Genomic DNA, 26,399 nt, shown 5'->3' on the forward strand with positions numbered 1-26,399 from the left:
AATGAAGATCACGCTTGCCCAGGGTCCTGCCGGGACAGAGCTCGCCGGCTTGGGCCACGCCCAGCCGGCGCATGTCATGGACAACCATGAACTGGAAGGCATGATGGACACGAGCGACGAGTGGATCCGGCAGCGTACGGGCATCGTGACCCGGCACATTGTGGCCGAGGGAGAAACGGTGGTGGACCTCGCGGTTCCCGCTGCGCGCATGGCCCTCGCTGATTCCGGGGTCGACGCTTCCGACATCGACCTGGTGGTGGTCGCCACCACCACGGCGGCGGAGCGGTCCCCCAACACCGCGGGCCGCATCGCGGAGGCACTGGGCCTCGGCAGGGACGGCCGCGGCCCGGGAATCATGGACATCAACACCGCGTGCTCCGGCTTCGAATACGCCCTCGGCGTGGCTGACCAGGCCATCCGTACCGGAAGCGCCACGCACGCAATCGTGGTCGGGGCGGAAACCCTTTCCGCGGTCACGGACTGGACGGACCGCGCGACGGCGGTGCTCACCGCCGACGGTGCAGGCGCCGCCGTCGTCCGTCCGTCCGCCACACCGCGGGTGGGGCCGGTGGTCTGGGGTTCTGAGGCGGGCATGGCGGACGCCGTCCGGATCTCCCCGCCGGCGGGCAGGTTCTCGCAGAACGGCAGGGAGGTCCTCCGGTGGGCGTTGACCAGGGCCCCGGAGCGCGCCCGCAAAGTGGTGGCCCGCGCCGGCCTGGCCATGGACGACATCCAGGTCCTGGCAGCACACCAGGCCAACCTGCGCATCATCGAGCCGCTCGCTGAAGCCCTCGGCCTGACGGACCGGATCGTCATCACCGACGTCACCGAGTCCGGGAACACCTCCGCGGCCAGTGTGCCCCTCGGGTTGAGCAAATGGTGGCATGCCGGGCGGATCCCGGAGGATGTCCCCGCACTGCTGTTCGGGTTCGGCGGCGGCTTCACCTACGCGGGGATGGTGGCGATGACTCCCCGCAGGAGCTGAACCTACCCTTCGGGTACGAACTCCCCGTAGCCGGCCGCGCGGAGGCCTTCACGGAGTTTTTCCGCGTTGGCGTCCAGGACAGCGGGGTCCGGGTTCTGGTCTGCAGAACCGAAGTCAAAGTCGGCCATGCTCCGGGAGGGCCATACGTGGACGTGCAGGTGGTTGACCTCGTACCCGGCCACGATCAAGCCGGCCCGCCGGGCGTTGAAAATGTCCACTTGCACGGCCCCGATGCACCGGGCAACCTCCATGACACGGGCCAGGGTCTCCGGCGATGCGTCGGTCCAGCGGTCCACTTCCTCGGTGGGAACCACCAGCGTGTGCCCATCGGCGAGCGGTCCGGTCGTGAGGAATGCGGACACGTCGTCTTCACGCCAAACGAACCTGCCGGGGATCTCACCATTCAGGATCCGGGTGAAAAGGGTGCTCATGCGTCTGCCTCCTCGGCGGCTGGCTGCAACGTGCCGGTATCCAGCACGAACCGGTATTTTACGTCTCCCGCAACCATTCGGTCGTAGGCGTCATTGAGTTCTCCGGCGGCCACCAGCTCGATGTCGGCCACCACGCCGTGCTCGGCGCAGAAGTCCAGCATCTCCTGGGTTTCGGCGATGCCGCCGATCAGCGATCCGGCGTAGGCTATCCGGCGCCGGATCAGTGAGCCCGGATTGACCGGGGGCATGGCCTCGGACGGCAGGCCCAGTTGGAACAGCGCCCCGTCGACCCGCAGGGTCCGGAAGTACGGGTTCAGGTCGTGCGGGGCGGCAACGGTATCGATAATGAGGTCGATGCTCCGGTCGGCACCAGCCATGGCCGCGTCGTCCCGGGACAGGACAACCCGGTCCGCACCCAGTTCCAGGGCGGCAGCAGTTTTCGCCTCGGACGTGGTGAATACCACCACGGTGGCACCCATGGCTTTGGCGAGCTTGACGGCCATGTGGCCCAGTCCGCCGAGGCCCACCACGCCCACGACGTCGCCTTCCTCCACACCGAAATGCCGCAGCGGGGAGAACGTGGTGACGCCTGCGCAGAGCAGTGGCGCGGCCCCGGCCGGGTCCAGGGAAGCGGGGACATGAAGGACGTACCGCTTGTCCACCACGATGGAGGAGGAGTATCCGCCCTGGGTGATGGCGTCGCCGTTCCTCCGGTCCTTGGCGCCGTAGGTTCCGGTCATCCCGTTTTCGCAGTACTGTTCCAGGCCGTCCAGGCAGCTCCCGCATTCGCGGCAGGAGTCCACCATGCAGCCCACGCCCACGCGATCGCCGATGGCGAAGTCGGTGACGCCGGCACCAGTCCGGCTGACCGTTCCCACGATCTCGTGCCCGGGAACCAGTGGATAGGCCTGCGTGCCCCACTCTCCGCGGGTGGCGTGCACATCCGAATGGCAGAGCCCGCAGAATTCAATGGCGATCTCGACGTCGTCCGGTTTGGGAGTGCGCCGGGCCACGGTCAGGGGCACGAGCCCGCTGTCCCCGGAGGTTGCGCCGTAGGCGCCGGCCAGCCGTCCGCCGTCCTCCGCCGGCCGCGGGTCGGCGGCGGCCGCAATAGGTTGGGCGAGGGGTGGCGGCACGGGGCGTCCAGGTGTCATGGTCCGACGCTACCCTTGCCGTCGGCGAAGTTTCCAGCCGGGGCGCCGGTGCCTCCCGGTTCCGGACCGGTCGCCACCGGCAGGCCGGGGCGGTTGGACCATTCCGAGAACGACCCCGGATAGAGCGCAGCCGTGAAGCCGGCCAGTTCCAGCGCGGCCACCTGGTGGGCCGCTGTGACGCCGGACCCGCAGTAGACGGCGATGGGCAGGTCACCGCCGGCCCCGAGGGACTCGAACCTCCGGCGCAGCTCTGCCGGTGGCAGGAAGTACCCGGAATCGTCCACGTTGTCCGCCGTGGGCGCGCTGACCGCTCCCGGAATGTGCCCGGCCCGCGGATCAACGGGTTCGACCTCGCCCCGGTACCTCTCCCCCGCCCGCGCATCGAGCAACAACCCGTGGCCGGACCAGGTGGCGGCAGCGCCGGCGTCGAGCACCGGCATCCCGCCGCCGCCCAGGTCTACGTCGCCGCGGACGGTCTGGACGGGGCCGGATTCAAGGGGCAGGCCGGCCTTTCGCCAGGCGGCCAGGCCGCCGTCGAGCAGGTATGCTTCGGCAAACCCTGCGTTGCGCAGCATCCACCAGAGCCTGGCGGCCGCCATGTTGGCGCTGTCATCGTAGGCGACCACGACGTCGCCGTTCCGGATCCCCCACCGCCGCGCCGCCTCCTGGAACTGCCCGGCGCCAGGCAGCGGGTGCCTCCCGCGGTCCGGGATGGCCGGGTCCGCAAGTTCGGTGGCCAGGTCAACGAAGACAGCTCCCGGCAGGTGCTCCCGCAGGTAATGCTCGTGCCCGCGGGGGTCGCCGAGCACCCAGCGGACATCCAGCAGGACTGTTCGGTGGCCGGCGGCCCGCCGCGACTCAAGGCGGGAGACATCCATCAGCGGGTTCATGTGCACTCCTTCTGCGGATCCGGGCCGCGGCTCAGGCTTGGTGTGTGGATCTTGCCAACGGATCCCACTCTAAGCGCGCCGCGGCCGCCCGCGCGGGTAGGCTGGTCCGGTGAAGATCGAGGGCAGCGCAGACGGGGACGGCAGCCGCCGCGGCGGGGCAGACCGGGAATGGGCAGACAACGCCATCCGGACCATCAGGGCGGAAAACAACCGGTCGGCAGACACCCATCTCTACGCGGTGCCGCTGCCGGAGCAGTGGGGCATCCAGCTCTACCTCAAGGACGAATCCACCCACCGTTCCGGCAGCCTCAAGCACCGGCTGGCGCGGTCCCTTTTCCTGTTCGGGCTGGTGAACGGCTGGATCCGCGAGGACACCACCATCGTGGAAGCCTCCAGCGGCAGCACCGCAGTATCCGAGGCCTACTTCGCCCGGTTGCTGGGGCTGCCCTTCATCGCGGTGATGGCCCGTACCACCAGCCCGGAAAAAATCGCGTTGATCGAACAGTTCGGCGGCACGTGCCTCCTGGTGGAGAACGCCTCGGATGTCTACGCCGTGGCCGAAGACGTGGCGGCCACCTGCAACGGACACTACATGGACCAGTTCACCTATGCGGAGCGGGCCACCGACTGGCGCGGCAACAACAACATTGCCGAGTCGATCTTTGGCCAGCTCAGCCTGGAACAGCATCCGGTTCCGGACTGGATCGTGGTGGGCGCGGGGACCGGCGGGACCAGTGCCACGATCGGCCGCTACCTGCGCTACCACAGCCATCCCACCCGGCTCCTGGTGGTGGACCCTGAAAACTCGGCCTTCTACCCCGGCTGGCTGGCGGACACGGCTGAACAGCCCACCGGCCTGCCGTCACGCATCGAAGGCATCGGCCGGGCGCGGATGGAGCCAAGCTTCGTCCCCACCGTCATCGACCGGATGGTCCAGGTGCCGGACGCGGCGTCCGTCGGCGCCATGCGCCACCTGGACTCCTACGCCGGCCTGCACGCCGGACCCTCCACCGGCACCAACCTTTGGGGTGTCTGGCAAACGGTGGCACGGATGCTGTCCGATGGCCGGCGAGGCAGCATTGTGTCATTGATGTGCGACGGCGGAGAGCGCTATGCGGGCAACTACTACAACCCGGAGTGGCTGGCGTCGCAGGGGCTGGATCCGGCGCCCTACGAGGCCGTGATCTCACGCTTCCTCGACACCGGCGAGTGGACGGCGGACTAGACCTCCACGGACTCGCGGGCAGCCAGGTGCCTGTACTCGGTGCCATACTTCGCACCGATCCGCTGCACATGGCCCTCAATGATGCCCAGTCCGATCTCATTGAGCAGGCCGTCGTGGATCTGGAACGCCTGCGGTGCCCGCACTCCGATGACGAAGTCCACCACCTCGGCGGACTTGCTCCACGGTGCGTGCAGCGGCACCAGCAGGGTTTTCACGCTGAGGCCGTCAGGGATGATGAATGAATCTCCCGGGTGGTAGACATTGCGGTCCACCAGGTAGCCAATGTTCGCCACCATCGGGATCTGGGGGTGGATCAGGGCATGCTGTCCGCCGAAGCTGCGGATTTCGAACCCTGCAACCTGGAACGAGGACCCCGGGTCAACCGTGTGGATCCTCCCGGCGGCGCCGGCAGCTTCCCCGCGCAGCTGGTCGGACACGGACCCGGGCGCGTACAGCGCCAGGTCCTGGTTGCTGGCGAGGGCCTCCACCACGGCTTTGGTGTCCAGGTGGTCCTGGTGCTCATGGGTCACCAGGACGGCGTCAGCCCCGGCAAGGGCCTCGGCTGATTCGGAGAAGGTGCCCGGATCAAGGACCAGGACCCCGGACTCCTTCTCAAGCCGGACACAGGCGTGGGTGTATTTGGTCAGCTTCATGGCGCCAGCCTAGGGCGCGTCCCGGAACCGTGTCCACGAGGCGCCGGCTGGTAATCTTGGTGTTTGCCCCCCACGGAAGCGAGTTTGTCCATGCCGATCGGCGTCAAGGCTGATTCCGCCGCCCCATCCCCGGCAGGAGGCGGCAAGGAGCAGCGCGTCACCAAGCAGCGCAAGGCCGTCAGCGCAGCCCTGGACGACCTTGATGACTTCGTCAGTACGCAGGAGCTCTACCGGATCCTGCACAACCAGGGCGTGTCCGTATCCCTCGCCACGGCCTACCGGATCCTCCAGTCCCTCGCGGATGAGGGCTTGGTGGATGTACTGCGCAATGGCGACGGCGAGGCCGTGTACCGGCGCTGCAACGTGACCGTGCACCACCACCACCTGCTGTGCAGGAACTGCGGCAAGGCCGTGGAGGTGGAGGCACCCGCCGTCGAAACCTGGGCAGCGCGGACAGCGGCCGAACATGGTTTCACCGAGGTCGACCACACGGTGGAGATCTTCGGGCTGTGCCCGGACTGCACTGCCCTTAAGGCTGCCGGGCAGCTGTGAGGACCCTGCCGTTGATTCCGCGGGCCGCCCGCACGGAACCGATGACGCGGCACACAACATAGATCAGGAATGACAACGTGGTGACGTAAGGGCTGATCGGGATCCGGCCGCCCAAGGCCAGCAGGATTCCGCCCACGGTCGCCGTAACGGCGAAAAGGACACTCAGGATAACCACCCATACCGGCGATGAGGTGACCCGCAGGGCAGCAGCGGCAGGTGTGATCAGCAGTGCGAGTACCAGGAGGGCCCCCACCACCTGGATGGACAGTGCCACGCTGACGCCCAGCAGGATCATGAACACGATGGCCAGGCTGCGCACGGGAACTCCCCGCGCCTCCGCAAGTTCCGGGTCGATGCTGGCAAAGTTCAGCGGCCGCCAGATGGCCACCAGTGCGAGCATCACTACGAGGGCCGCCCCGGCCAGTGCCTGGAGCTGGACGGTGTCCACCGAGACGATTTGCCCGGTGAGCAGCCCGAACTTGTTCGCTGCGCGGCCTTGGTAGAGGGACAGGAACAGGATTCCCAGGCCCAGCCCGAACGGCATGATCACGCCGATGATCGAGTTCTTGTCCCTGGCCCGGACGCCCATCAGGCCCAGCAACAGTGCTGCCGCCACGGATCCGATCAGCGAGCCGAAGACCACGTCGGCGCCGATGAGCAGGGCAAAGGCCGCACCTGCGAAGGAGAGCTCGGAAATGCCGTGGACCGCGAAGGCAAGGTCGCGCTTCATGACGAACGTCCCCACCAGCCCGCCGAGGAGTCCGAGGACGGCGCCGGCCCAGATCGAATTCTGGACCAGGACGAGGAGCTCGCCGTAGTTGTCGAAGTTGAAGATGGCCCCCAAGATGCTGTTGGCGTCCATCACGCCACCTCCCCGGCCAGTGCGTCCGCCCCGGCATGATGATGGTGCGTGGTGGCATCCGGCAGGCCGACGACGACGATCCTGCCGTTGGCGTGAATCACCTCCACATGGCTGCCGTACAGGTCCGAGAGCACTTCCGTGGTCATGACCTCTTCCGGCGTTCCCACCCGGAAACGACCGCCGGCCAGGTACAGCACCCGGTCCACGTAATCGATGATCGGGTTGATCTCATGGGTGACGAAGACGACCGCGCTGTTCTTCTCATGGCTTTGCTTGTTGATCAGCGCACTGACCGCCTGCTGGTGGTGCAGGTCCAGGGACAGCAGCGGCTCGTCGCAGAGCAGAACCTGGGGATCGGTGGCCAGCGCCTGGGCCACCCGGAGCCGCTGCTGCTCGCCGCCGGAGAGCTGGCCTACCGGCACCTTGGCGTAGTCGGTGGCCCCTACCAGTTCCAGGAGTTGATCCACGCGCCGGTTTATTTTCGCCGCTGACAGCCGGACGCCCCAGCGGTGGCCGTCCACCCCCAGGCCCACCAGGTCGCGGGCGCGCATGGGCGTGTCCACCGGGAACGATTTTTGCTGCGGGATGTAGCCGATCAGGCTGCTGCCGCGTTCCACGGGACGGCCACCCAGCGTGGCTTGTCCCGCGTGCAGCTTTTGCAGGCCCAGGAGGACTTTCAGGAAGCTGGTCTTGCCGCTGCCGTTCGGGCCCAGCACGGCGAAGAACTCGCCCGGCCGGATGTCCAGGTCAAGGCCGGACCAAAGCGTCCGCTGGCCGAACGCAAGCCCGGCACCCTTGAGGCTGACAACGGAATTCACCGGTTGGCCTCCACGACATTGCTGATGTTGTTCACGTTGTCCGTCATCCACTGCAGGTAGGTCTTGCCTTCGGGCAGGGTTTCGTTGAAATCCACCACCGGAACGCCGGCAGCCTCCGCCGCCTTCTTCAGCGCCTCGGTCTGCGGCCCTTCGGTCTGGGCGTTGTAAGCCAGCAGCCGCACGCTCTTGGACGCCACCAGGTCAGTGGCTTCCTTCAGGACGGCAGGCGGAACATCACTTCCCTCTTCAATCGCAGCAGTGTATTGCTCCGGCGTGGCGTTCTCCAAGCCCGCGTCCTCCAGCAGGTACAGCGGAACGGGCTCCGTGACGGCCACTTTGCCTCCTGTCGCGGAGGCCTTCACAGCGTCCAGCCGGCTGTGCAGGGCCGACAACCCGGATTTGAACGAGGCTGCGTTGGCCGTGAACGTGGCGGCGGAGGCCGGGTCCAGCGTGCCGAGCTTGCCAGCGATGCTGTCGGCCATCCGCTCCATGGCCGCCAGGCTGTACCAGACGTGTTCGTTGAAATCGCCGTGGTCATGCGTGTCGGCGGCGGCAGTTGCGGACGCCGTGGCATGGGCCGTGGCGTCCTCCGGGTGGGCGAGGCCCGAGACCTCGACGGCGGTGAGGACGGCCGCGCTGTCCAGCTTGCTCCCCTCCACCAGGGTGTGGAGGAAATCGTCATAGCCGCCGCCGTTTTCGATGACCAGTTGCGCCTTTGAAACGGCGAGCCGGTCCTGCGCGGTTGCCTCATAGGAGTGCGGATCCTGGGCCGTGTTGTTGATGATGGCGGTGACCTTCACCTTGTCCCCACCGATCGCCCTGGCGATGTCCCCGTAGACGTTCGTCGACGCTACGACATTGACGCCCGCCCCGGTGTCGGGCGTCGATGCGGACTGCGTGCTGCATGCACTCAGCAGGAGGCCAAGCCCCGCGAGGGCGGCAACGAAGGAGCGGGCAGCGGCATTACGGCGCACGGGGGATACCTCAGTTCACAGGAGGGGACGTCAACAGTGCCAGCCTATACCTAAATGCGAATGATTCCTATTTAGCCTTCTGGCTTCCGTTGGGCTGGCCCAGCCGGCGGATCCCGGTTGCCTGCGTGGCGTCCCTGATTTCACCAACAAGCTGTTCGATCACGTCTTCGAGGAACAACACCCCGCGCGTCCTGCCATCCGGGCCGATCACCCGAGCAAGGTGGGAGCCCGTGCGCTGCATGACGGACATGGCCTTTTCAATCTCGTCATCCAAGGCAAGGTTGGCCAGCGACCGGACACGGCCCTCGGCGATCGGCAACTCATAGCCGGACTCCGGGATGGACAACACATCCTTGACGTGGAGGTAGCCGTACAGCATGTCCTCGTCATCCAGCATGGGGAACCGGGAGAACCCCGTCCTGCTGACCGCCTTCTCGAACTCCACGGGGGTGGTGGCCGCACCAAGCATGACCAGGTTCTCCAGCGGCACCATGATGTCCTCGGCGGTGTGCTCGGAAAACTCAAGGGCGCCGTTGATCAGCCCGGCGTCGTCGTCCACCAGGCCGTGACGGGTGGACTCCTGGACGATCGACTGGACTTCCTCAAGCGTGAACGAGGAAGTTACCTCGTCCTTGGGCTCGATCCTCAGGAGTTTGAGGATGTGGTTGGCCGACCAGTTGAGGACCGAAATCACCGGGTGGACCAGCCGGGCTACGAAGAGCAGCGGCGGCGCCAGCAGCAGCGCGGCTTTGTCCGCCACGGAGACGGAAATGTTCTTCGGCACCATCTCGCCGAAGGTGACATGGAGGAACGTCACCAGCAGCAGGGCCACCGCGAAGGCAGCCACGCCCGCAGCCTCGGCCGGCAGGCCAACCGTCTCGATGGGAACAGCCAGCAGGTGGTGGATGGCGGGTTCGGCCACCAGCAGGATCAGCAGGGAGCAGACAGTGATGCCCAACTGCGCGCACGCGAGCATCAACGAGACGTTCTCCATGGCCCGCAGGGTGGTCTGGGCCCGCTTGGACCCGGCGTCGGCCAATGGTTCGATCTGGCTGCGGCGCGCCGACATGATGGCGAACTCCGCCGCCACGAAGAAGGCATTGCCAAGCAGGAGTACGCCCAGCCACATTATTCCGGCCCAGTCGCTCATGGGTTGCTCCCGTCACTGGCGTCCGGCGTTCCGGTTTCCTTGTCGGGCCGGAAGCAGATGCGGTCGATCCTGCGGCCGTCCATCCTGGTCACGCTGAGTGTTCCGCCGCCGACAGGAACGGCGTCCCCCACGGCAGCGATCCTGCCCAGCTTGCTCATCACGTATCCCCCCACGGTCTCGTACGCAGCCTCATCGGGCACACTGAGACCGGGAATCTGTTCGGACAACTCGTCCGGACGCAGGAGGCCCGGGAAGTACCAGTCGCCGGAGGCGCTTTGCAGCAGCCCGGGGCGGACCTTGTCATGCTCGTCCGCCACTTCGCCGACGATCTCCTCCACGAGGTCCTCCAGCGTGGCGATGCCTGCGGTCCCGCCGTACTCGTCCAGCACCACTGCCAGCTGGAGGTTGCCCTCCCGCAGCTCGGCCAGCAGGGCATCGAGGTGGATGGTCTCGGGCACGCGCAGGACCTCGGTCATGATGGCGCCCGCCTCAAGGTTCCGCCGGCGTTCCCACGGGACGGCGACGGCCTTCTTGACGTGGACCAGCCCGCGGATGTCATCGGCCGAATCACCGATCACGGGGAACCGGGAGTACCCGGTCCGGCGCGCGGCATCCACGACGTCGGACACCGGCTGGTCGGCGTCGATCGTCTCCACCCGGATGCGTGGCGTCATCACATCCGCCGCCGTCCGGGTGGAAAAGTCCAGGGTGCGCGCAATGAAGTTGGCGGTTCCGGCGTCGAGCGTTCCCATCGCGGCGGAACGGCGGACCAGCGAGGCCAGCTCCGCCGGGGTGCGGGCGCCGGAAATTTCCTCTTTGGCTTCCAGTCCGAACACGTTCAGGACCCGGTTGGAGAATCCGTTGAGGACCAGGATGGCAGGCTTGAAGATGGTGGTGAAGACCAGCTGCGGGCCGGCCAGGGCACGGCCCACAGGGAATGCCAGGGCGATCGCCATGTTCTTGGGCACCAGCTCCCCCAGGAGCATGGAGAGCAGGGTGGCCACCACCATGGCCAGGACCAGCGAGGCCGATTCGACCACCACGGGGGGCAGTCCGGCGGCGGCCAGCGGGCCTTTGAGGATATGTCCCACGGAGGGTTCCATGACGTAACCGGTCAGGAGGGTGGTCAGGGTAATGCCCAGCTGGCAGCTCGAGAGCTGGGTGGACAGCGACTTCAGGCAGGTGAGCAGCGGTACCGCGCCGGCATCGCCGTCGTCAATGGCGCGTTGGACCGTGGGCTGGTCCAACGCGATGAGGGAAAACTCGACGGCCACGAAAAAGCCCGTGCCGGCGATCAGCAGCAAACCTGCTGCGAGGAGGAGCCATTCCATTCAGCACCCCGCCCGGTGCGCGGGATGGGCAGTCAAACCTGGAACGGAGAGGATGTGTCGTCCCGGCGGAGGATGATCGGCCGAAACCGACGCCTGGTCCGTGCGGGTTGCGGCAAGCTGGGCCGTCTTCTGGTGATGGGCGCGTTGTCGGGGTTTGCCGGCTCTGGGGGCGGACTGCGCGGCGCTTCTCTTCGAGCTCCGCTGACAGCGCCCAGGCCGGCACCTAGATTTACTGTCCATAAGAATTTCAGTCTACAGGAGCGGCCCCGCGCAACCACGCGGCACCAGTCCGTCGCCGGCCCCTGAAACACGGTCACAGGCATGCCTCTCCCGGTGATCCGGCAGGCCTTGCTGTGCCTCCCGGAATGCCCTCGATAGGGCCGGCGATCGTCACTTCATGATTTGGGTCACCCTTATTGGCAGTTAACACACGATGCTCACTAGACTTGCAAAGGTCTGGGTTCAGAGGACGCAGAGACTGGTTCGATCGCAGTGCTGAAGCACCGGGGGGCCGGAGAGAAATCAAACTCATGGAAGAGGCGTATTTCAAGTGCCAGAGCAGCCAAGCCACCGTCTACCAGAGGAATTTGGCGGAAACGAGTGGCTCGTTGACGAACTGTACGAGCAGTACCAACAGGACAAGAACGCTGTGGATGCCAAGTGGTGGCCGCTGTTTGAATCCTTCGACTCGGGCAACGGTTCTTCTTCCAATGGAAATTCCGCACACGCAGCCCACCCCGCCACCCGGGAACTCCCCGTCGTGAAGGCAGCTCCCGCCGCGCCGGCACCGTCGCCGGCAGCAGCCCCCGCCGCTCCCCCGGCAGCACCCGCTGCTGCCGCACCCGCCGCCCCGGCCCCTGCGCCGGTCAAAAAGGCTCCTGCAACCGAGGCCCGCGACGGCGGCACGAAGACCGGTGCAGGCACCGGCGCCCAGCCCATCCCGGCCCAGCTGCCCAAGAACGTCAAGGCCCCCACGGCTCCCGAAGAGGACGTCGTCTCGATCCTGCGCGGCCCTGCCAAGGCCATCGCCACCAACATGGTGACCAGCCTCGAGGTGCCCACCGCAACCAGCGTCCGCGCCATCCCCGCCAAGCTGCTGATCGACAACCGCGTGGTCATCAACTCCAACCTTGCCCGCGCCCGTGGCGGCAAGGTTTCCTTCACGCACCTGATCGGCTACGCCGTCATCCGCGCGCTCTCCCAGTTCCCGTCCATGAACGTGTACTACGACGAAGTGGACGGCAAGCCCGTCGCCGTCCAGCCCGCTCACGTCAACTTCGGCATAGCCATCGACATGCCCAAGCCGGACGGCACCCGCCTGCTGATGGTCCCGAACATCAAGAAGGCCGAAACCCTCAACTTTGCCGAGTTCTGGCACACCTACGAGGACCTCATCAAGCGCGCCCGCAACGGCAAGCTGACCGCTGAGGACCACCAGGGCACCACGGTATCCCTGACCAACCCGGGCGGCATCGGCACCGTCCACTCGGTACCCCGCCTCTCCAAGGGCCAGGCCGCCATCATCGGCGTCGGTGCCCTCGACTACCCCGCCGAGTTCCAGGGCGCCAGCGAAAAGATCATTGCGCAGAACGCCATCAGCAAGGTCCTCACCCTGACCTCCACCTACGATCACCGCGTGATCCAGGGCGCAGGCAGCGGCGAGTTCCTCAAGCTGGTCCACCAGCTCCTGCTCGGGGCCCAGAACTTCTACGACGAGATCTTCGAAGCACTGCGCATCCCGTACGAGCCCGTCCGCTGGAGCCCCGACCTCCAGGTGGATCCCGCCGACGAGATCAACAAGGTGGCCCGGATCCAGCAGCTGATCCACTCATACCGCGTCCGCGGCCACCTCATGGCGGACACGGACCCGCTCGAATACGTCCAGCGCAAGCACCCCGACCTCGACGTCCTCACCTATGGCCTGACCCTGTGGGACCTGGACCGCGAGTGGCCCACCGGCGGCTTCGGCGGCAAGCCGATGCTGAAGTTCCGCGACATCCTGGGCGTCCTGCGCGATGCCTACTGCCGCACCACCGGCATCGAGTACATGCACATCCAGGAGCCGGCCGAGCGCAAGTGGTTCCAGGACCAGCTGGAACACCCCTACTCCAAGCCCAGCCGCGAAGAACAGATCCGGATCGTTTCCAAGCTGAACGCCGCGGAGGCCTTCGAAACGTTCCTGCAGACCAAGTTCGTAGGCCAGAAGCGATTCTCGCTCGAGGGCGGCGAATCGCTGATCCCGCTGCTGGACGCCATCATGTCCAACGCTGCCGACGACGGCCTGGACGAAGTTGCCATCGGAATGGCCCACCGCGGCCGCCTCAACGTGCTCACGAACATCGCCGGCAAGACCTACGCCCAGGTGTTCCGCGAATTCGAAGGCACCCAGGATCCGCGTTCCGTCCAGGGCTCTGGCGACGTCAAGTACCACCTGGGCACCGAGGGTACCTTCACCTCCGACAACGGCAAGGAGACCAAGGTCTACCTCGCCGCCAACCCGTCGCACCTTGAAGCCGTCGATTCCGTCCTCGAGGGCATTGTCCGCGCCAAGCAGGACCGCCTGGACCAGGGCGAATCCTTCCCAGTGCTGCCCATCATGGTGCACGGCGACGCCGCCTTCGCAGGCCAGGGCGTCGTGGCGGAGACGCTCAACCTGTCCCAGCTGCGCGGCTACCGCACCGGTGGCACCATCCACGTGGTGGTCAACAACCAGGTGGGCTTCACCACCGCCCCGTCGTCCTCGCGTTCGTCCACGTACTCAACCGACGTCGCCAAGATGATCCAGGCGCCCGTCTTCCACGTGAACGGCGACGACCCGGAGGCAGTGGTGCGCATCGGCCAACTCGCCTACGAGTTCCGGCAGCGCTTCCACAAGGACGTCGTCATCGACATGGTGTGCTACCGCCGCCGCGGCCACAACGAGGGCGATGACCCCTCGATGACCCAGCCCCTGATGTACAACCTGATCGAAGCCAAGCGCTCCGTCCGAAAGCTGTACACCGAATCGCTGATCGGACGCGGGGACATCACCGAGGAAGAAGCCGAGCAGTTGCTCCGCGACTACCAGGAACGGCTGGAGCGGGTCTTCGCGGAGACCCACGCCGCGCAGACCTCGCCGATCCCGATCGTGACCGCCGACTCCGCCGCCGTATCCGATATCGAGCGCCCCATGGCCCAGCAGTCCGATTCCAACGTCAGTGCACCGGTCGCCACCGCCATCAGCGCCGAGACCCTGGCCCGGATCGGCAAAGCCCACGTCGAGGTTCCCGAGGGCTTCACCGTCCATGCCAAGCTCAAGCAGCTGCTGGAGAAACGCGAGCAGATGTCCCGCGAAGGCGGCATCGACTGGGGCTTCGGCGAGATCGCAGCGTTCGGCTCCCTCATCATGGAAGGCGTGCCCGTCCGCCTCGCCGGCCAGGACTCGCGCCGCGGCACGTTCGTGCAGCGCCACGCCGTCTTCCACGACCGCGCCAACGGCAAGGAATGGCTGCCCCTGGGCAACCTCTCCGATGACCAGGCCAAGCTGTGGATCTACGACTCCCTGCTGTCCGAATACGCTGCCATGGGCTTCGAGTACGGCTACTCCGTGGAGCGCCCTGACGCGCTGGTCCTTTGGGAAGCCCAGTTCGGTGACTTCGTCAACGGTGCGCAGACCATCATCGACGAATTCATCTCCTCCGCCGAGCAGAAGTGGGGCCAGCGCTCCTCGCTTGTCCTGATGCTCCCGCACGGCTACGAAGGCCAGGGCCCGGACCACTCTTCGGCACGGATTGAGCGCTTCCTGCAGCTGTGCGCCGAAGACAACATGATCGTGGCCAACCCCACCACGGCGGCCTCGCACTTCCACCTGCTGCGCCGCCAGGCGTACAGCCGCCCGCGCAAGCCGCTGATCATCTTCACGCCCAAGCAGCTGCTGCGCCTGAAGGCTGCCGCTTCGTCCGTGGAGGACTTCACCACCGGCGCCTTCCGCCCGGTGATCAGCGAGCACGAGCAGCTGCCGGCCACCGCCGTCGAACGCGTCATCCTGGTATCCGGCCGCCTGTACTACGATCTCCTGTCCACCCGCCAGAAGACCGGAGACAAGACCACCGCGATCGTGCGCGTCGAGCAGCTCTACCCGCTGCCGCACGCGGAGATCGCCGCGGAGCTTGCCAAGTACCCGAACGCCGAGGTCGTGTGGGCGCAGGACGAGCCCGCCAACCAGGGTCCGTGGCCGTTCATCGGCCTGAACCTGCCGGAGGCACTGGACCGCCGCGTCCGCCTGGTGTCCCGGCCGGCATCCGCCTCAACGGCTGCAGGTTCCATGAAGCGGCACGCCGCTGAACAGGACCTGCTGCTGAAGCAGGCATTTGCAAAGAAGTAAACCGTAAGGCTGCCCGGCCGGACGTCGAAATACCAGACTCCGGCCGGGCAGTTCTGTTTAATGGTTGGACAGCGCCGCCCCGTACCTCCGCAGCCGCGGCGGCGACGGAGGCTGCGGCCGGTTCGGAAGTGAAGAGGAACGCGTGGAAGACAGGAAGCTGCGGATCGCAGCTGTAGGAGACGAACTGCTGGCCGGACTGGGCGATCCCCGGGCGCTGGGCTGGCTCGGCCGCGTCCTGGCCCGCACTCCCCAGGACGGCATGCTGCTGGAAAGCTATGCCCTCCCCTGTCCGCAGGAAGGTACCGAAGGGCTTGCAGCCCGGTGGCTGGACGAAGCCGGCCGGCGCTTCAGCGACCAGGCCGAGAACAGGCTGGTCATCGGCCTGTCCGGGCGCGACATCGAATTCGGCCTTTCCACCGCGCGGAGCAGGCTGAACCTTGCCAACATCCTGGACTCGGCGTCGCAGAACCGCATCGAGGTGTTCGTCGTTGGACCACCGCCCACGCTCGATCCGACCCAAAACCGGAGGCTGGATGAGCTGAACACCGCCTTCGCCGACGTCACCACCCGGCGTAAGCATCTGTACGTCGATACCTTCTCGCCCCTGCTGAACCATGAACAGTGGCGCCAGGACCTGGCTGCGAACGGGGGGACGCCGGGCCAGGCAGGCTATGGCCTCATGGCCTGGCTGGTGCTCCACCGCGGCTGGTTCCAATGGCTTGGCGTGGACGCGCCACAGTAGGCCCTGACAGGACGCCTTGACCGGCGCAAGCCGGCGCGGCTAGGTTGAAGCCCAACGCGATATATCGCCTCTGGAGGGGACCATGGCTGACGGAAACTGGACTGTGCAAGGCCCGCAAACCATTGAAATCGGGGACGCCACCGCCCTGAAGCTGGGCATGGTGCGCGGCAAGTTCACCGTGGCGGCCCATGCCGGGCCGGATGTCCGGGTTGAGATCTCGGAAGTCCACGGCGACCCCGTGGCGGTATCAGCAAGCGGCGGCAGGGTGGAAGTCCGGCATCAACTGAATGGTCCGCAGGGATGGTTCAAGAATTTGATGGAGTCCGTCAACCACACCAGCGACAACTCGGCCGTGATCAGCATTTCCGTTCCACCCGGCGTCGAGGTGGAGGCCGGCACCGTCAGTGGCGAAGGACTGGTCTCCGGCGTCGCCGCCCACGTCCGCCTCAACACCGTGTCAGGCTCCGTCGTCGCCGACGGCACCTCCGGTGAGCTGCAGGTCAACACCGTGAGCGGCACGGCCGCCGTCAGGAACCACCGTGGCGTCCTCACGGTCAAGACCGTCTCCGGGGCAGTCACCGCGGACGGGCACTTCACCAACGTACGCACGAACACCGTCAGCGGCCACCTCGCTTTCGAACTGCTTGGCTTTACCCATGATTTCGGCTCCAACTCCGTCTCCGGGGACCTGACCATTCAACTTCCGCACGATGTCGGCGTCGATATCGTGGCCAAGTCGGCCGGCGGGGCGGTGGTCCTTGACGGCCAGCAGTGCTTCCTGGCCAACGGAAGAGTGGAAACGATTGCCGGCCCGGATGAACAGCTCATGCTGGTCAGGACCAACTCGGTGTCCGGCCGGACGTCCATTGTCCACGCCCCGAAACCCGGCAGCGGGGAAGCGCACGGCTGATGCCTGCCGTCTTCGCACACGGTGCGTTGCGCTTGTACCTGCTTTCATTGCTCGAAGGCGGTCCCAAGCACGGGTACGAGCTCATCAAGGCCCTCAAGGACCGCTTTGGCGGCGCCTACTCCCCCAGCGCGGGAACGATCTATCCACGGCTGGGCAAGCTTCAAGCGGACGGCCTGGTGGCCACTGAGCCGTCCGGACGACGCACGACGTACCGCATCACGGCAGAAGGCCTTGCCGAGCTGAACCACCGCCAGGTGGACCTGGCAGCAGTGGAACGCGGGATCACCGCCTCCGTACAGCAGCTCGCCATAGACCGGATGCTGCAACAATTTCGGGATGGCATCCGCGCCGACCTGCAACGCCAGGGCCCGCCCGCGCCCCTCAACGCGGTGGCACTGGATCATGTCCGGCTTGTCCTGGAAGATGCCCGCGCCGCAATCGGCGCTGCGCTCCACGGGTAGGCGCAGGCAACCAGCGGCACCGCCGCAGGTCACCGGCCCGCTCCGGTTCGCGGGCCGCCACATCATGTGGGAGACTGGAGGGCAGCTCTTTTGAGTACCAACAGTAAGGAGGCCAGCTATGAGCAAGCGTGCACGCAAGCGTCGTGACCGTAAGCGTGGCGGCGCGAACCACGGGAAGCGCCCCAACACCTAGGCAAATGCCAGGGACTACGGTTCAAGCAAAGGACCCCGAAGCCATTCGGCTTTCGGGGTCCTTTGCTGTCTGCGGCCATTGTCCGCCGGCGTGGGGCGTTCCTACGCCTCCACCGGCCGGATGGCGTGGATACGGTCCAGGATGGCGTTCTTCAGGTTGTCCGGAGCGGACTCTGTGCAGGAGCGCTTGACCATGTTGCGGATCACGCACTCAAGGTCATACTGCTGCGCGCACTCGGGGCAGTCGTCAAGGTGGTTCTTGATTTCGGTAAGGTCCTCGCGGGTCAACGCCCCATCAAGGTACTCGTAGATGCGTTGCATCCGGGTGTCGTCGCAATCGCCCAATCCCTGGCAGTCGCTCATTTCCTGTTCTCCTGTGGTTTGCTTCCTGCCGCTTCCGATGCATCTGCGGCCGTTTTGAATCCGCGCTCGGCGGCGTATTCCGCGAGCATGTCCCGCAACATTCTCCGGCCGCGGTGGAGCCGGGACATCACGGTGCCGATGGGCGTGTTCATGATGTCTGAGATTTCCTTGTAGGCGTAGCCCTCGACGTCGGCGAAGTACACTGCCAGCCGGAATTCCTCCGGAATGTCCTGGAGCGCCCGCTTGACGTCTGAATCCGGGAGGTGGTCCAACGCCTCGGCCTCGGCCGACCGAAGTCCGCTTGAAGTATGGGACTCCGCGCGGGCAAGCTGCCAATCCTCGATCGTGTCCGAATTGGACTGAAGCGGCTCGCGCTGCCTCTTGCGGTAGAGGTTGATGTAGGTGTTGGTCAGGATCCGGTACAGCCACGCTTTGAGGTTCGTGCCCGGCTTGTATTGGTGGAACGCCGAAAATGCCTTGGTGTAGGCCTCCTGGACCAGGTCCTCGGCATCTGAGGGGTTCCGTGCCATGCGCATCGCCGCCGAGTACAGCTGGTCGACGTACTGCATGGCGTCCCGCTCGAAGCGCAGACGGCGGTCCTCAACGGTCTCCGCCGCAACGTCCAGGGCGGCGTCCTCGGTGTCCGGCCCTGCGGCCGGACCAACCTCCCCCGCCGGTGCGGCAGAAGCCGGCGGGGCCGGTGCCGAGCCGTTCGCTGCGCCAGGTGAAGCCTCATACATGGCCGCGACGGCCGGATCCAGGGTGCTCATTGCCTTCAAGTCTACTGTCAGGCGCCCTGCCCGGGGCGTGCCGTACTCCAAGGGATCGGCAGCCAGTGCTTCCACTGCCACCGGACCCGCGGGCCTCGTTCCGTCCAACACCTTCCCCAAGGGCCAACTCCGCTCTGTATCGGGTGAATGATCATCGGGCCGCATGTCGGTGACCCGTCAACCATAACCCCTTCCCGCAGGCAAATATTCCCCAAAAGTGCAAGACTAGGACCGACTCCGCCGCGTTCCGCGGTTCGTCCATCCAGGAGGAAATCCATGTCCTTTGTCCGCACGCTCGCACGGCCCATGCTCGCCTCCAGTTTTGTCATTGCCGGACTGGATAAGCTCAAGAACTCCGACGACACTGCGCAGCAACTCTCACCCCTGCTCCGCAAGGCCGCGGCCTCGCTTCCGTTCCAGGCCAGCGAGAAGACCCTCGCGCGTGTTATCGGCGGTACCCAGGTGGGCGCCGGCGTCCTGTTCGGCCTTGGAAAGTTCTCCAGGCTCTCCGCGTCGCTGCTGACGGTGGTTTCCCTGCTCAACACGTTCGTTGAGTGGCGCAGCGCGGACATCAGCAGCAAGGAAGGGCGCGAGACCCGCCGGAACCAGCTGCTCAAGAACCTGTCCCTCAGCGGCGGTGCGCTGCTCGCCTCGGTGGACACCGCAGGAAAGCCGGGACTGGCCTGGCGCGCCGAGCACCTTGCCGCAGGTGCCCGGCGGAACGCCTCGCACCTGGCCGCCGACGCTCGCAAGACCACGAACAAGAAGCTGCACAAGGCGGACAAGGCTGTCCGCCGCGCCGTCGACCACGCCACGGGAGCCTAAGCACGAATGACCGCAGCAACTGCCGCCCGGGACGCTTCCGGAACACCTGTCCAGCACTGGGACGCCCCTTTCGCTTCCCGGCCCGTCAACGCCACCGTTACGGTGCCTGGCTCGAAGTCCCTGACCAACAGGTACCTCGTTCTGGCGGCATTGGCGGATGGGCCGTCCCGGTTGCGGGCGCCCCTGCATTCCAGGGATTCCGTGCTGATGATCGATGCGCTGCGGCAGCTTGGCGCCACGATCACGGAGGTCCCAGGCGACGGAACCTTTGGTCCCGACCTCGAAGTGGTTCCGTTGCCTGCGTCCGCGCCCGTGACGGAGGCCCGGATCGACTGCGGGCTGGCCGGTACGGTGATGCGGTTCGTTCCGCCGCTCGCTGCGCTCCGCAACGGGGTAAGCGTGTTCGACGGCGACCCGCACGCACGCAAGCGCCCCATGGGGACCATCATCGAGGCCCTCAAGGCCCTGGGTGTGGCTGTCTCAGCCGAAGACGGCAACGCCCCGTCGTCCCTCCCGTTCGCCGTGGCGGGCAAGGGCTCCGTCCGCGGCGGCCACCTGGTGATTGATGCCAGCGCTTCGTCCCAGTTTGTCTCCGCGCTCCTGCTCGTGGGGGCACGGTTCGACGACGGCCTGCATCTTGAGCACGTGGGCAAACCGGTACCAAGCTTGGACCACATCAACATGACGGTCTCGGTCCTTCGCGGCGCAGGCGTGTCCGTGGACGATTCCGTGCCCAACCACTGGGTGGTGGCGCCCGGACCGATCCGTGCCTTCGACCAGCGGATCGAACAGGACCTTTCCAACGCGGGCCCGTTCCTGGCGGCGGCCCTCGCCTCTCGGGGAACGGTCCGGATCCCCAACTGGCCGGCGGAGACCCAGCAGGTGGGCGACCTGTGGCGCAACATCCTCACCAGCATGGGTGCCACGGTCACGTTGGACAGCGGCGTCCTGACCGTCACCGGCGGTCCGGAAATCAAGGGTGGGGACTTCGCGGACACCAGCGAACTCGCCCCCACCGTCGCCGCGCTGTGCGCCTTGGCCTCGGAGCCATCCCGGCTCACCGGGATCGCGCACCTGCGAGGACACGAAACCGACAGGCTGGCTGCCCTGGTGGCAGAGATCAACCGGCTCGGCGGAGACGCCGAGGAAACTCCGGACGGACTGCTCATCCGCCCCGCCCGGCTGCACGCCGGCGTCGTGCACAGCTACGCGGACCACCGGATGGCCACGGCCGGGGCGATCCTGGGACTGGCGGTACCGGGCGTCCAGGTGGAGGATATTGCCACCACAGCCAAGACCATGCCCGACTTCCCACAGCTGTGGGCAGGCATGCTGGCCCAGGAGGGCACGTCCGCTGCCGGACCGGAAGGGCGCGGCAGTGGCGCGGAGCACTGATTCCTGGGACGAATCGGACGTCAGGATCCGCCCGAGCAAGAAAGGCTCCAGGCCACGCACCAAAGACCGCCCCAGCCACGATGACGCCGTAACCGGCCGGATCATCACGGTGGACCGTGGGCGGTACACCGCGGTGGTGGGTGAGGACTCGGACAATGAGCGGGTGGTCATCGCTGCGCGGGCCCGCGAGCTTCGCCGCAATCCCGTGGTGGCCGGCGACTTCGTCTCCCTGGTGGGGGATGTCTCCGGAGCCCCGGACACGCTGGCCCGGCTGGTGAGAATTCAGGACCGCCGCACCCTGCTTCGCCGCAGTGCCGACGATACCGACCCCGTGGAGCGCGCCGTGGTGGCCAACGCGGACCAGCTGGTCATCGTCGTGGCGGCCGCCAACCCCGAGCCCCGCACAGGCTTCATTGACCGCGCCCTGGTGGCGGCCTACGACGCCGGGATCGCGCCGATCCTGCTGGTGACCAAGGCCGACGTCAAGGATCCCGCCGAGCTCCTCTCCAATTACACGCACCTGGACTTCCCCGTCATCATCAGCAAGACCGCCGACGCACAGGCCTCCGGGATCGACGCGCGGTCCGACGACGGCCTCTCCGCCCGGCTGGACAGCGCTGCGGTGGCCGCCCTCCGCGCACACCTCGACGGCACCGTCACCGTGATGCTGGGGCATTCCGGGGTGGGCAAATCCACTATGGTGAACGCACTCACGGGCGCCGAGCGCGCCACCGGCGGCGTCAACGCCGTCACCGGGCGCGGCCGGCACACGTCGTCGTCGGCACTGGCACTTCGGCTCGCGGACGCGCCGCCCGGCAGCTGGATCATCGACACCCCGGGGATCCGGTCCTTTGGCCTGGCGCACGTGGACCCGGACAGGATCCTGCGCTCGTTCCCGGATCTCTCCCCGGGCGTCGAAAACTGCGAGCGGGGCTGCAAGCACACGGCAACGGCGGTCAACTGCGGGCTGGACGAGTGGGTGGACGGCGGACACGCCGGCCCTACCGGCGCCGCCCGCCTGGCGTCCCTGCGGCGGCTGCTCGGCGCCGATCCAAGGATGGAAGCACAGGAAACGAAGGAGCTTGGCAGCGTCAACTGACGCGTTCTCCCGGCAGAAACGCCCGCAGACGGTAGTTTGGAACCATGATCCAACCCGCTTCGAGTTACAACGATGACCTGCGCCTGGCCCACGTCCTGGCCGACTCCGTGGACGACCAGACGATGAGCCGGTTCAAGGCCCTGGACCTCCACGTCGAGACCAAGCCGGACCTGACGCCGGTCACCGACGCCGACAAGGCGGCCGAGGAGGCCATCCGAGGCCAACTCTCCCGCTCCCGGCCCCGCGATGCCGTTCTGGGTGAGGAATTCGGCAGCACCGGCCACGGCTCGCGGCGCTGGATCATCGATCCCATCGACGGGACCAAGAACTTCGTCCGCGGCGTCCCGGTCTGGGCCACGCTGATCGCCCTGGTGGACGAGGGCGAGCCGGTGGTGGGCGTCGTCAGCGCTCCGGCACTGGGCAAGCGCTGGTGGGCTGCCAAAGGCATGGGCGCGTACATGGGCAGGTCCCTGGCCGCCGCCACCCGGCTTCGGGTTTCCAACGTCTCAAACCTGGCCGACGCCTCCCTCTCCTATTCCAGCCTGGGCGGCTGGAAGGAACGCGGAAACCTTGACGACTTCCTCGGCCTGACGGAAGACGTGTGGCGGACCCGGGCGTACGGGGACTTCTGGTCCTACTGCATGGTGGCGGAAGGCTCGGTGGATATCGCCTGCGAACCCGAACTGAACCTGTACGACATGGCTGCCCTGGTACCGATCGTGGTGGAGGCCGGCGGCCGCTTCACGTCCCTCGAAGGCGAGGATGGCCCGTTCGGCGGCAATGCCCTGGCCACGAACTCGATCCTGCATTCAGAGGTGCTGCACCGGCTGAACCCGGACCTCGACGACCTGCTCCAGCAGTCGCCCTAGCGGCACAATATTCGAACAATACGACGCCGGACGCCTCCTTGAGGGGGCGTTCGCGGCCGTTTCTTCGGCAGGGCGTAACAAAAGCCTTAACAATTGCCGCGGCTTTAGTCCTGCCCATTCCATGTTCTACGCTTTTATCCAGGTCACGAGTGCCAGCGCAAAACCCCGGTTTGCTGGCCGGCAACCCTCCATTCGCGGTGGGGTGCCCCGGGTGACGACCAGGCCGGTCCGGAGCGGATACGGCAAGCGCGGATTCCACTGTGCCGGAGTCCTGTATCCAAGTGAGGTCTCTGTGACAACTGCCACCGTCTCCCCCCTTTCCGCCACCGCCAACGCCGCCGCGGCGGATCCGCGACAGGCCGTCGCCGGCCGGCCCCTCGCCGCGGTCACCGGCGCCGAGATCCAGGCGCCGCTGATCTCCGGCGGCCACGTCCGCTACGCAAACCTCGACTACGGCGCCTCCGCACCGGCGCTGTCAGTGGTGTCCGCGTACCTGAACGAGATCCTCCCGTACTACGCGAGTGTCCACCGGGGCGCCGGCTACGCATCCCAGATCAGCACCTCAGTGTACGAAAACGCACGCAACATTGTCCGCGACTTCGTGGGAGGGCGCCCCGGCGATTCGGTCATCTTCACCCGCAACACCACCGACTCCCTGAACCTGCTGGCCGGCTGCCTGCCGCTGGCGGACGGCCGCCCCGCCGGAGACGTCCTTTACCTGGACATCGAACACCACGCCAACCTCCTGCCCTGGCAGGGCGTCCCGCACCGCAGCATTGTCGCCGCGGACACCATCAGCGGCACTTTGGAGGCAGTCCGCACCGAACTTGAGCAGGGCGGGGTCAGCCTGCTGGCCGTCACCGGCGCTTCCAACGTCACCGGCGAGATCCTCCCCATCCGGGCCTTGGCCGCGCTGGCGCACCAGTACGGCGCACGGATCGTGGTGGACGCCGCCCAGCTTGCGCCGCATCGCCGGGTGGACATCAGCACGGACGACGTCGACTACCTTGCGTTCTCCGGGCACAAGCTCTACGCGCCCTTCGGCGCAGGCGTCCTGGTGGGACGTGCTGACTGGCTGGACGCCGGTGTCCCGCACCTGGCCGGGGGCGGTGCCGTCAAGGAAGCAAGGCTCGACGGCGTCAGCTGGGCCACCGGCCCGGCCCGCCATGAGGGGGGATCGCCCAACGTCCTGGGAGCCGCCACGCTGGCCCGCGCCACCCAGGTGATCGCGGAACTGGACCAGGAACGCTGGCACGCCCACGAGTCCGCCATCCGCTCCTTCCTGGTGGAGGGCCTCCAGGGCATCGACGGCGTCACCGTCCACCAGATCTTCAAGGACACCAATCCGGAAACGGACACCATCGGCGTGGTCAATTTCTCGGTTGCAGGCTACGACGCCGGGCTGGTGGCCGCCTACCTCTCGGCGGAGCACGGCGTGGGCCTGCGGGACGGACGCTTCTGCGCCCACCCACTGCTGAAACGCCTGGGCCTGCCCAACGGATCACTCCGGGCGAGCTTCGGCGTCGGATCCCGGCTGGAGGATGCCGAACGCCTTCTTGCCGGCATCCGCGCACTGCGCAGCAACGGGCTGGGCTGGGACTACGTGGTTGACGCAGGCCGTTGGGTGCCCGCCAACGACTCCCGCACCTACCCGCACTGGGCACCCAACACCCCGGGCACGGCCGGTGCGGCCCCCTGTATCGACGACTAGGGCACCTCCCGCTCCTGCTCCCCCAGCACATGTCCAAAGGGGGTGCGGTAAATTCGAGGGGCATCAATAGTCGGAATTGAAGGAGTCCACGCGTGGTTCGGGGTGGCCCCAAGCTTGATCACGGGCGCCGGCGGGAACTTGGCGGCAGTTTCCGCGACGGCGGACGGCACTACCAGCGCGTCAGGCCGGGCTACCCCGCGGAGTCAGCCCGGTGGCTGGTCCCGGCGCAGGCCCGTGACGCACTCGATGTCGGGGCCGGTACCGGGAAGTTTACGGCCCTGCTGCTGGAGCTTGGCCTGGAGGTAACCGCCGTCGACCCTTCCACGGACATGCTCGCCCAACTCGCGGCACACTGCCCTGCTGCCACGGCCGTGGCGGGGACCGCGGAGGCGACGGGGCTGGCCGAAGCCTCCTTCGACGTCGTCACCGTGGCGCAGGCCTGGCACTGGTGCGACGCGCTGCCGGCGAGCACCGAACTTGCCCGCGTCCTGCGCCCGCACGGAACGCTGGGACTCATCTGGAACCAACTGGATACCTCGGTGCCGTGGGTGCACAGGCTCTCCAGGATCATGCACGCCGGCGATGTGTACCGCCCGGGCCACAAGCCGGTGGTGGGGCCCGAATTCACCGGGCTCGAAGGGCATGTCACGCACTGGCAGGACAAGGTGACCACCACGGACCTGATGGAACTCACCAAGTCCCGGAGCTATTACCTGCGCGCCGGCGAGTCAACCAGGGCCAAGGTCCTGGCGAACCTGGACTGGTACCTCCACGACCATCTGGCCTACCCGCCCGACCAAGAACTCGATCTTCCCTACCTCACCTTGGCGTGGCGCGCCGTGAAGGCGTAACGGGATGGGTTTGCCCGACGCCGCAGGCCCCGCGGACCCGGCCACGGCAGGGAACCCGGTAGGCTTGAGCCTGTGAAGACCAGCGCGCCATCCTCCTCCATCGAGGACTACGTCAAGGTCATCTATTCATTCACTGAATGGCAGGACAAGCCCATCACGTCCTCCCAACTGGCGCAGCGGCTCGGGGTTGCGAACTCGTCAGTATCGGAGATGGTCCGCAAGCTCAAGGACCAGGGCCTGGTGGACCACAAACCGTACAGCGCCGTGACCCTGACCGAGGCGGGACTGCGGCTCGCGCTGGCCATGGTGCGGCGCCACCGGCTGATCGAAACCTATCTCGTGGAGCGCCTGGGCTACAGCTGGGATGAAGTGCACGATGAAGCCGAACAGCTGGAGCATGCGGTGTCGGACACCTTCATCGAGCGCGTTGCCGCCAAGCTCGGGGACCCCAGCCGGGATCCGCACGGCGATCCCATTCCCACGGCGGACGGCCAGGTGCTGATGCCGCGCGCCCACCTCCTCGCCGAACTGGACGAAGGCCACGCCGGCAGGATCACCCGGATCAGCGACGACAACCCTGAGTTGCTCCGTTACCTTGCCTCGCAGGACATCGAGCTTGACGCCCGCGTGGAAGTGCTGGGGCGGCGGCCGTTTGGCGGCGCGCTGGTGGTGCGGATCGGCGGTGCCCGGGAATACGACCTCGCCGATGAGATCGCCACGGCGTTGTGGGTTTCCAGCGACGCCCCGCATCCCGGCTGCAGCCTTGATCTGTCCTGACCAGCGGATTGCCGGGACAGCCGGCTGAGGGGCTCCGGGGCAGCGT

26 protein-coding genes and 1 riboswitch are annotated in these 26,399 nt (G+C 66.8%); of the genes, 15 read left to right on the forward strand and 11 right to left on the reverse strand.

Annotation, left to right across the window (positions count from 1 at the left end):
* The first annotated feature begins 1 nt into the window (after position 1).
* On the forward strand, positions 2–985 hold the full coding sequence (locus C563_RS0100870; protein WP_018760145.1) for a beta-ketoacyl-ACP synthase III: 984 nt from the start codon (positions 2–4) through the stop codon (positions 983–985).
* Between the two features lie 2 nt (positions 986–987).
* On the opposite strand, the gene C563_RS0100875 is transcribed toward C563_RS0100870, so the two are convergent.
* Genes C563_RS0100875 through C563_RS0100885 form a run of 3 tightly spaced genes read right to left on the reverse strand, consistent with a single transcriptional unit; the run spans position 988 to position 3,460 of the window.
* On the reverse strand, positions 988–1,416 hold the full coding sequence (locus C563_RS0100875) for an HIT family protein (protein ID WP_018760146.1): 429 nt from the start codon (positions 1,414–1,416) through the stop codon (positions 988–990).
* Entirely contained in the window at positions 1,413–2,570 is a 1,158-nt protein-coding gene (locus tag C563_RS0100880) for an NAD(P)-dependent alcohol dehydrogenase (RefSeq protein WP_026264242.1), read from the reverse strand. Before C563_RS0100880 ends, C563_RS0100875 begins: the two co-directional genes overlap by 4 nt.
* Complete coding sequence (locus C563_RS0100885; RefSeq protein WP_018760148.1) at positions 2,567–3,460, reverse strand: sulfurtransferase; 894 nt, start codon at positions 3,458–3,460, stop codon at positions 2,567–2,569. Before C563_RS0100885 ends, C563_RS0100880 begins: the two co-directional genes overlap by 4 nt.
* Positions 3,461–3,569: 109 nt before the next feature.
* Between C563_RS0100885 and C563_RS0100890 the strand changes: the two genes are divergently transcribed.
* Positions 3,570–4,685, forward strand: coding sequence for a PLP-dependent cysteine synthase family protein (locus tag C563_RS0100890; protein ID WP_018760149.1), 1,116 nt, complete (start codon positions 3,570–3,572; stop codon positions 4,683–4,685).
* On the opposite strand, the gene C563_RS0100895 is transcribed toward C563_RS0100890, so the two are convergent.
* Positions 4,682–5,338: an MBL fold metallo-hydrolase gene (locus C563_RS0100895; protein ID WP_018760150.1), complete on the reverse strand. Its 657-nt coding sequence runs from the start codon at positions 5,336–5,338 to the stop codon at positions 4,682–4,684. The genes C563_RS0100890 and C563_RS0100895 overlap by 4 nt on opposite strands.
* Positions 5,339–5,428: 90 nt before the next feature.
* Here C563_RS0100895 and C563_RS0100900 point away from each other — a divergent pair, with 90 nt between their 5' ends.
* A complete protein-coding gene (locus C563_RS0100900; protein WP_018760151.1) occupies positions 5,429–5,890 on the forward strand; it encodes a Fur family transcriptional regulator in 462 nt (153 codons plus the stop codon).
* Here the strand turns inward: C563_RS0100900 and C563_RS0100905 are convergent.
* The 5 genes from C563_RS0100905 to C563_RS0100925 all read right to left on the reverse strand — a co-directional run bounded on the left by C563_RS0100905 (position 5,868) and on the right by C563_RS0100925 (position 11,025).
* On the reverse strand, positions 5,868–6,752 hold the full coding sequence (locus tag C563_RS0100905) for a metal ABC transporter permease (RefSeq protein ID WP_018760152.1): 885 nt from the start codon (positions 6,750–6,752) through the stop codon (positions 5,868–5,870). The two genes, C563_RS0100900 and C563_RS0100905, sit on opposite strands and share 23 nt — an antisense overlap.
* Positions 6,752–7,570 carry a metal ABC transporter ATP-binding protein gene (locus C563_RS0100910; protein ID WP_018760153.1) on the reverse strand — a complete coding sequence of 273 codons (819 nt, stop codon included), beginning with the start codon at positions 7,568–7,570 and terminating at the stop codon, positions 6,752–6,754. The genes C563_RS0100905 and C563_RS0100910 overlap by 1 nt, the downstream gene beginning before the upstream one ends.
* The gene (locus C563_RS0100915; RefSeq protein ID WP_018760154.1) at positions 7,567–8,544 is read right to left on the reverse strand and encodes a metal ABC transporter solute-binding protein, Zn/Mn family; all 978 of its coding nucleotides are present in this window, start codon (positions 8,542–8,544) and stop codon (positions 7,567–7,569) included. The genes C563_RS0100910 and C563_RS0100915 overlap by 4 nt, the downstream gene beginning before the upstream one ends.
* A gap of 67 nt (positions 8,545–8,611) precedes the next feature.
* On the reverse strand, positions 8,612–9,694 hold the full coding sequence (locus C563_RS0100920; RefSeq protein WP_026264243.1) for a hemolysin family protein: 1,083 nt from the start codon (positions 9,692–9,694) through the stop codon (positions 8,612–8,614).
* Positions 9,691–11,025, reverse strand: coding sequence for a hemolysin family protein (locus C563_RS0100925; protein WP_026264244.1), 1,335 nt, complete (start codon positions 11,023–11,025; stop codon positions 9,691–9,693). Before C563_RS0100925 ends, C563_RS0100920 begins: the two co-directional genes overlap by 4 nt.
* 550 nt (positions 11,026–11,575) lie before the next feature.
* On the opposite strand from C563_RS0100925, the gene C563_RS0100930 reads away from it, so the two are divergent.
* The 5 genes from C563_RS0100930 (at position 11,576) to C563_RS22975 (ending at position 17,694) form a co-directional block, all read left to right on the forward strand.
* Positions 11,576–15,388: a multifunctional oxoglutarate decarboxylase/oxoglutarate dehydrogenase thiamine pyrophosphate-binding subunit/dihydrolipoyllysine-residue succinyltransferase subunit gene (locus C563_RS0100930; protein ID WP_018760157.1), complete on the forward strand. Its 3,813-nt coding sequence runs from the start codon at positions 11,576–11,578 to the stop codon at positions 15,386–15,388.
* Positions 15,389–15,530: 142 nt separating this feature from the next.
* Positions 15,531–16,130, forward strand: coding sequence for a GDSL-type esterase/lipase family protein (locus C563_RS0100935; protein ID WP_026264245.1), 600 nt, complete (start codon positions 15,531–15,533; stop codon positions 16,128–16,130).
* 82 nt (positions 16,131–16,212) lie between these two features.
* Entirely contained in the window at positions 16,213–17,040 is an 828-nt protein-coding gene (locus tag C563_RS0100940; RefSeq protein ID WP_018760159.1) for a hypothetical protein, read from the forward strand.
* Entirely contained in the window at positions 17,040–17,501 is a 462-nt protein-coding gene (locus C563_RS0100945; RefSeq protein WP_018760160.1) for a PadR family transcriptional regulator, read from the forward strand. The genes C563_RS0100940 and C563_RS0100945 overlap by 1 nt, the downstream gene beginning before the upstream one ends.
* Positions 17,502–17,619: 118 nt before the next feature.
* A complete protein-coding gene (locus C563_RS22975; RefSeq protein ID WP_369299106.1) occupies positions 17,620–17,694 on the forward strand; it encodes a 50S ribosomal protein bL37 in 75 nt (24 codons plus the stop codon).
* 101 nt (positions 17,695–17,795) lie between these two features.
* Here the strand turns inward: C563_RS22975 and rsrA are convergent, their stop codons facing one another.
* Together rsrA and C563_RS0100955 are read right to left on the reverse strand one after the other, a co-directional pair.
* The gene (gene rsrA / locus C563_RS0100950; protein ID WP_018760161.1) at positions 17,796–18,056 is read right to left on the reverse strand and encodes a mycothiol system anti-sigma-R factor; all 261 of its coding nucleotides are present in this window, start codon (positions 18,054–18,056) and stop codon (positions 17,796–17,798) included.
* Positions 18,053–18,826 carry a sigma-70 family RNA polymerase sigma factor gene (locus C563_RS0100955; RefSeq protein WP_231369809.1) on the reverse strand — a complete coding sequence of 258 codons (774 nt, stop codon included), beginning with the start codon at positions 18,824–18,826 and terminating at the stop codon, positions 18,053–18,055. Before C563_RS0100955 ends, rsrA begins: the two co-directional genes overlap by 4 nt.
* 276 nt (positions 18,827–19,102) lie before the next feature.
* On the opposite strand from C563_RS0100955, the gene C563_RS0100960 reads away from it, so the two are divergent.
* The 7 genes from C563_RS0100960 (at position 19,103) to C563_RS0100990 (ending at position 26,353) form a co-directional block, all read left to right on the forward strand.
* Positions 19,103–19,651, forward strand: a complete 549-nt coding sequence (locus C563_RS0100960; protein WP_018760163.1) for a DoxX family protein — start codon at positions 19,103–19,105, stop codon at positions 19,649–19,651.
* 6 nt (positions 19,652–19,657) lie between these two features.
* Entirely contained in the window at positions 19,658–21,046 is a 1,389-nt protein-coding gene (gene aroA / locus C563_RS0100965; protein ID WP_018760164.1) for a 3-phosphoshikimate 1-carboxyvinyltransferase, read from the forward strand.
* A complete protein-coding gene (gene rsgA, locus C563_RS0100970) occupies positions 21,030–22,145 on the forward strand; it encodes a ribosome small subunit-dependent GTPase A (RefSeq protein WP_018760165.1) in 1,116 nt (371 codons plus the stop codon). Before aroA ends, rsgA begins: the two co-directional genes overlap by 17 nt.
* Before the next feature lie 44 nt (positions 22,146–22,189).
* Entirely contained in the window at positions 22,190–23,014 is an 825-nt protein-coding gene (gene hisN / locus C563_RS0100975) for a histidinol-phosphatase (protein ID WP_018760166.1), read from the forward strand.
* 141 nt (positions 23,015–23,155) lie between these two features.
* A riboswitch (SAM riboswitch) is annotated at positions 23,156–23,269 on the forward strand.
* A 37-nt stretch (positions 23,270–23,306) separates the two neighbouring features.
* Positions 23,307–24,725 carry an aminotransferase class V-fold PLP-dependent enzyme gene (locus C563_RS0100980; protein WP_018760167.1) on the forward strand — a complete coding sequence of 473 codons (1,419 nt, stop codon included), beginning with the start codon at positions 23,307–23,309 and terminating at the stop codon, positions 24,723–24,725.
* Positions 24,726–24,817: 92 nt separating this feature from the next.
* A complete protein-coding gene (locus C563_RS0100985; protein ID WP_018760168.1) occupies positions 24,818–25,576 on the forward strand; it encodes a class I SAM-dependent methyltransferase in 759 nt (252 codons plus the stop codon).
* A gap of 72 nt (positions 25,577–25,648) precedes the next feature.
* Positions 25,649–26,353, forward strand: a complete 705-nt coding sequence (locus tag C563_RS0100990; RefSeq protein WP_018760169.1) for a metal-dependent transcriptional regulator — start codon at positions 25,649–25,651, stop codon at positions 26,351–26,353.
* Positions 26,354–26,399: the final 46 nt, after the last annotated feature.

This window comes from Arthrobacter sp. 135MFCol5.1, assembly GCF_000374865.1.
Lineage (GTDB): Bacteria > Actinomycetota > Actinomycetes > Actinomycetales > Micrococcaceae > Arthrobacter.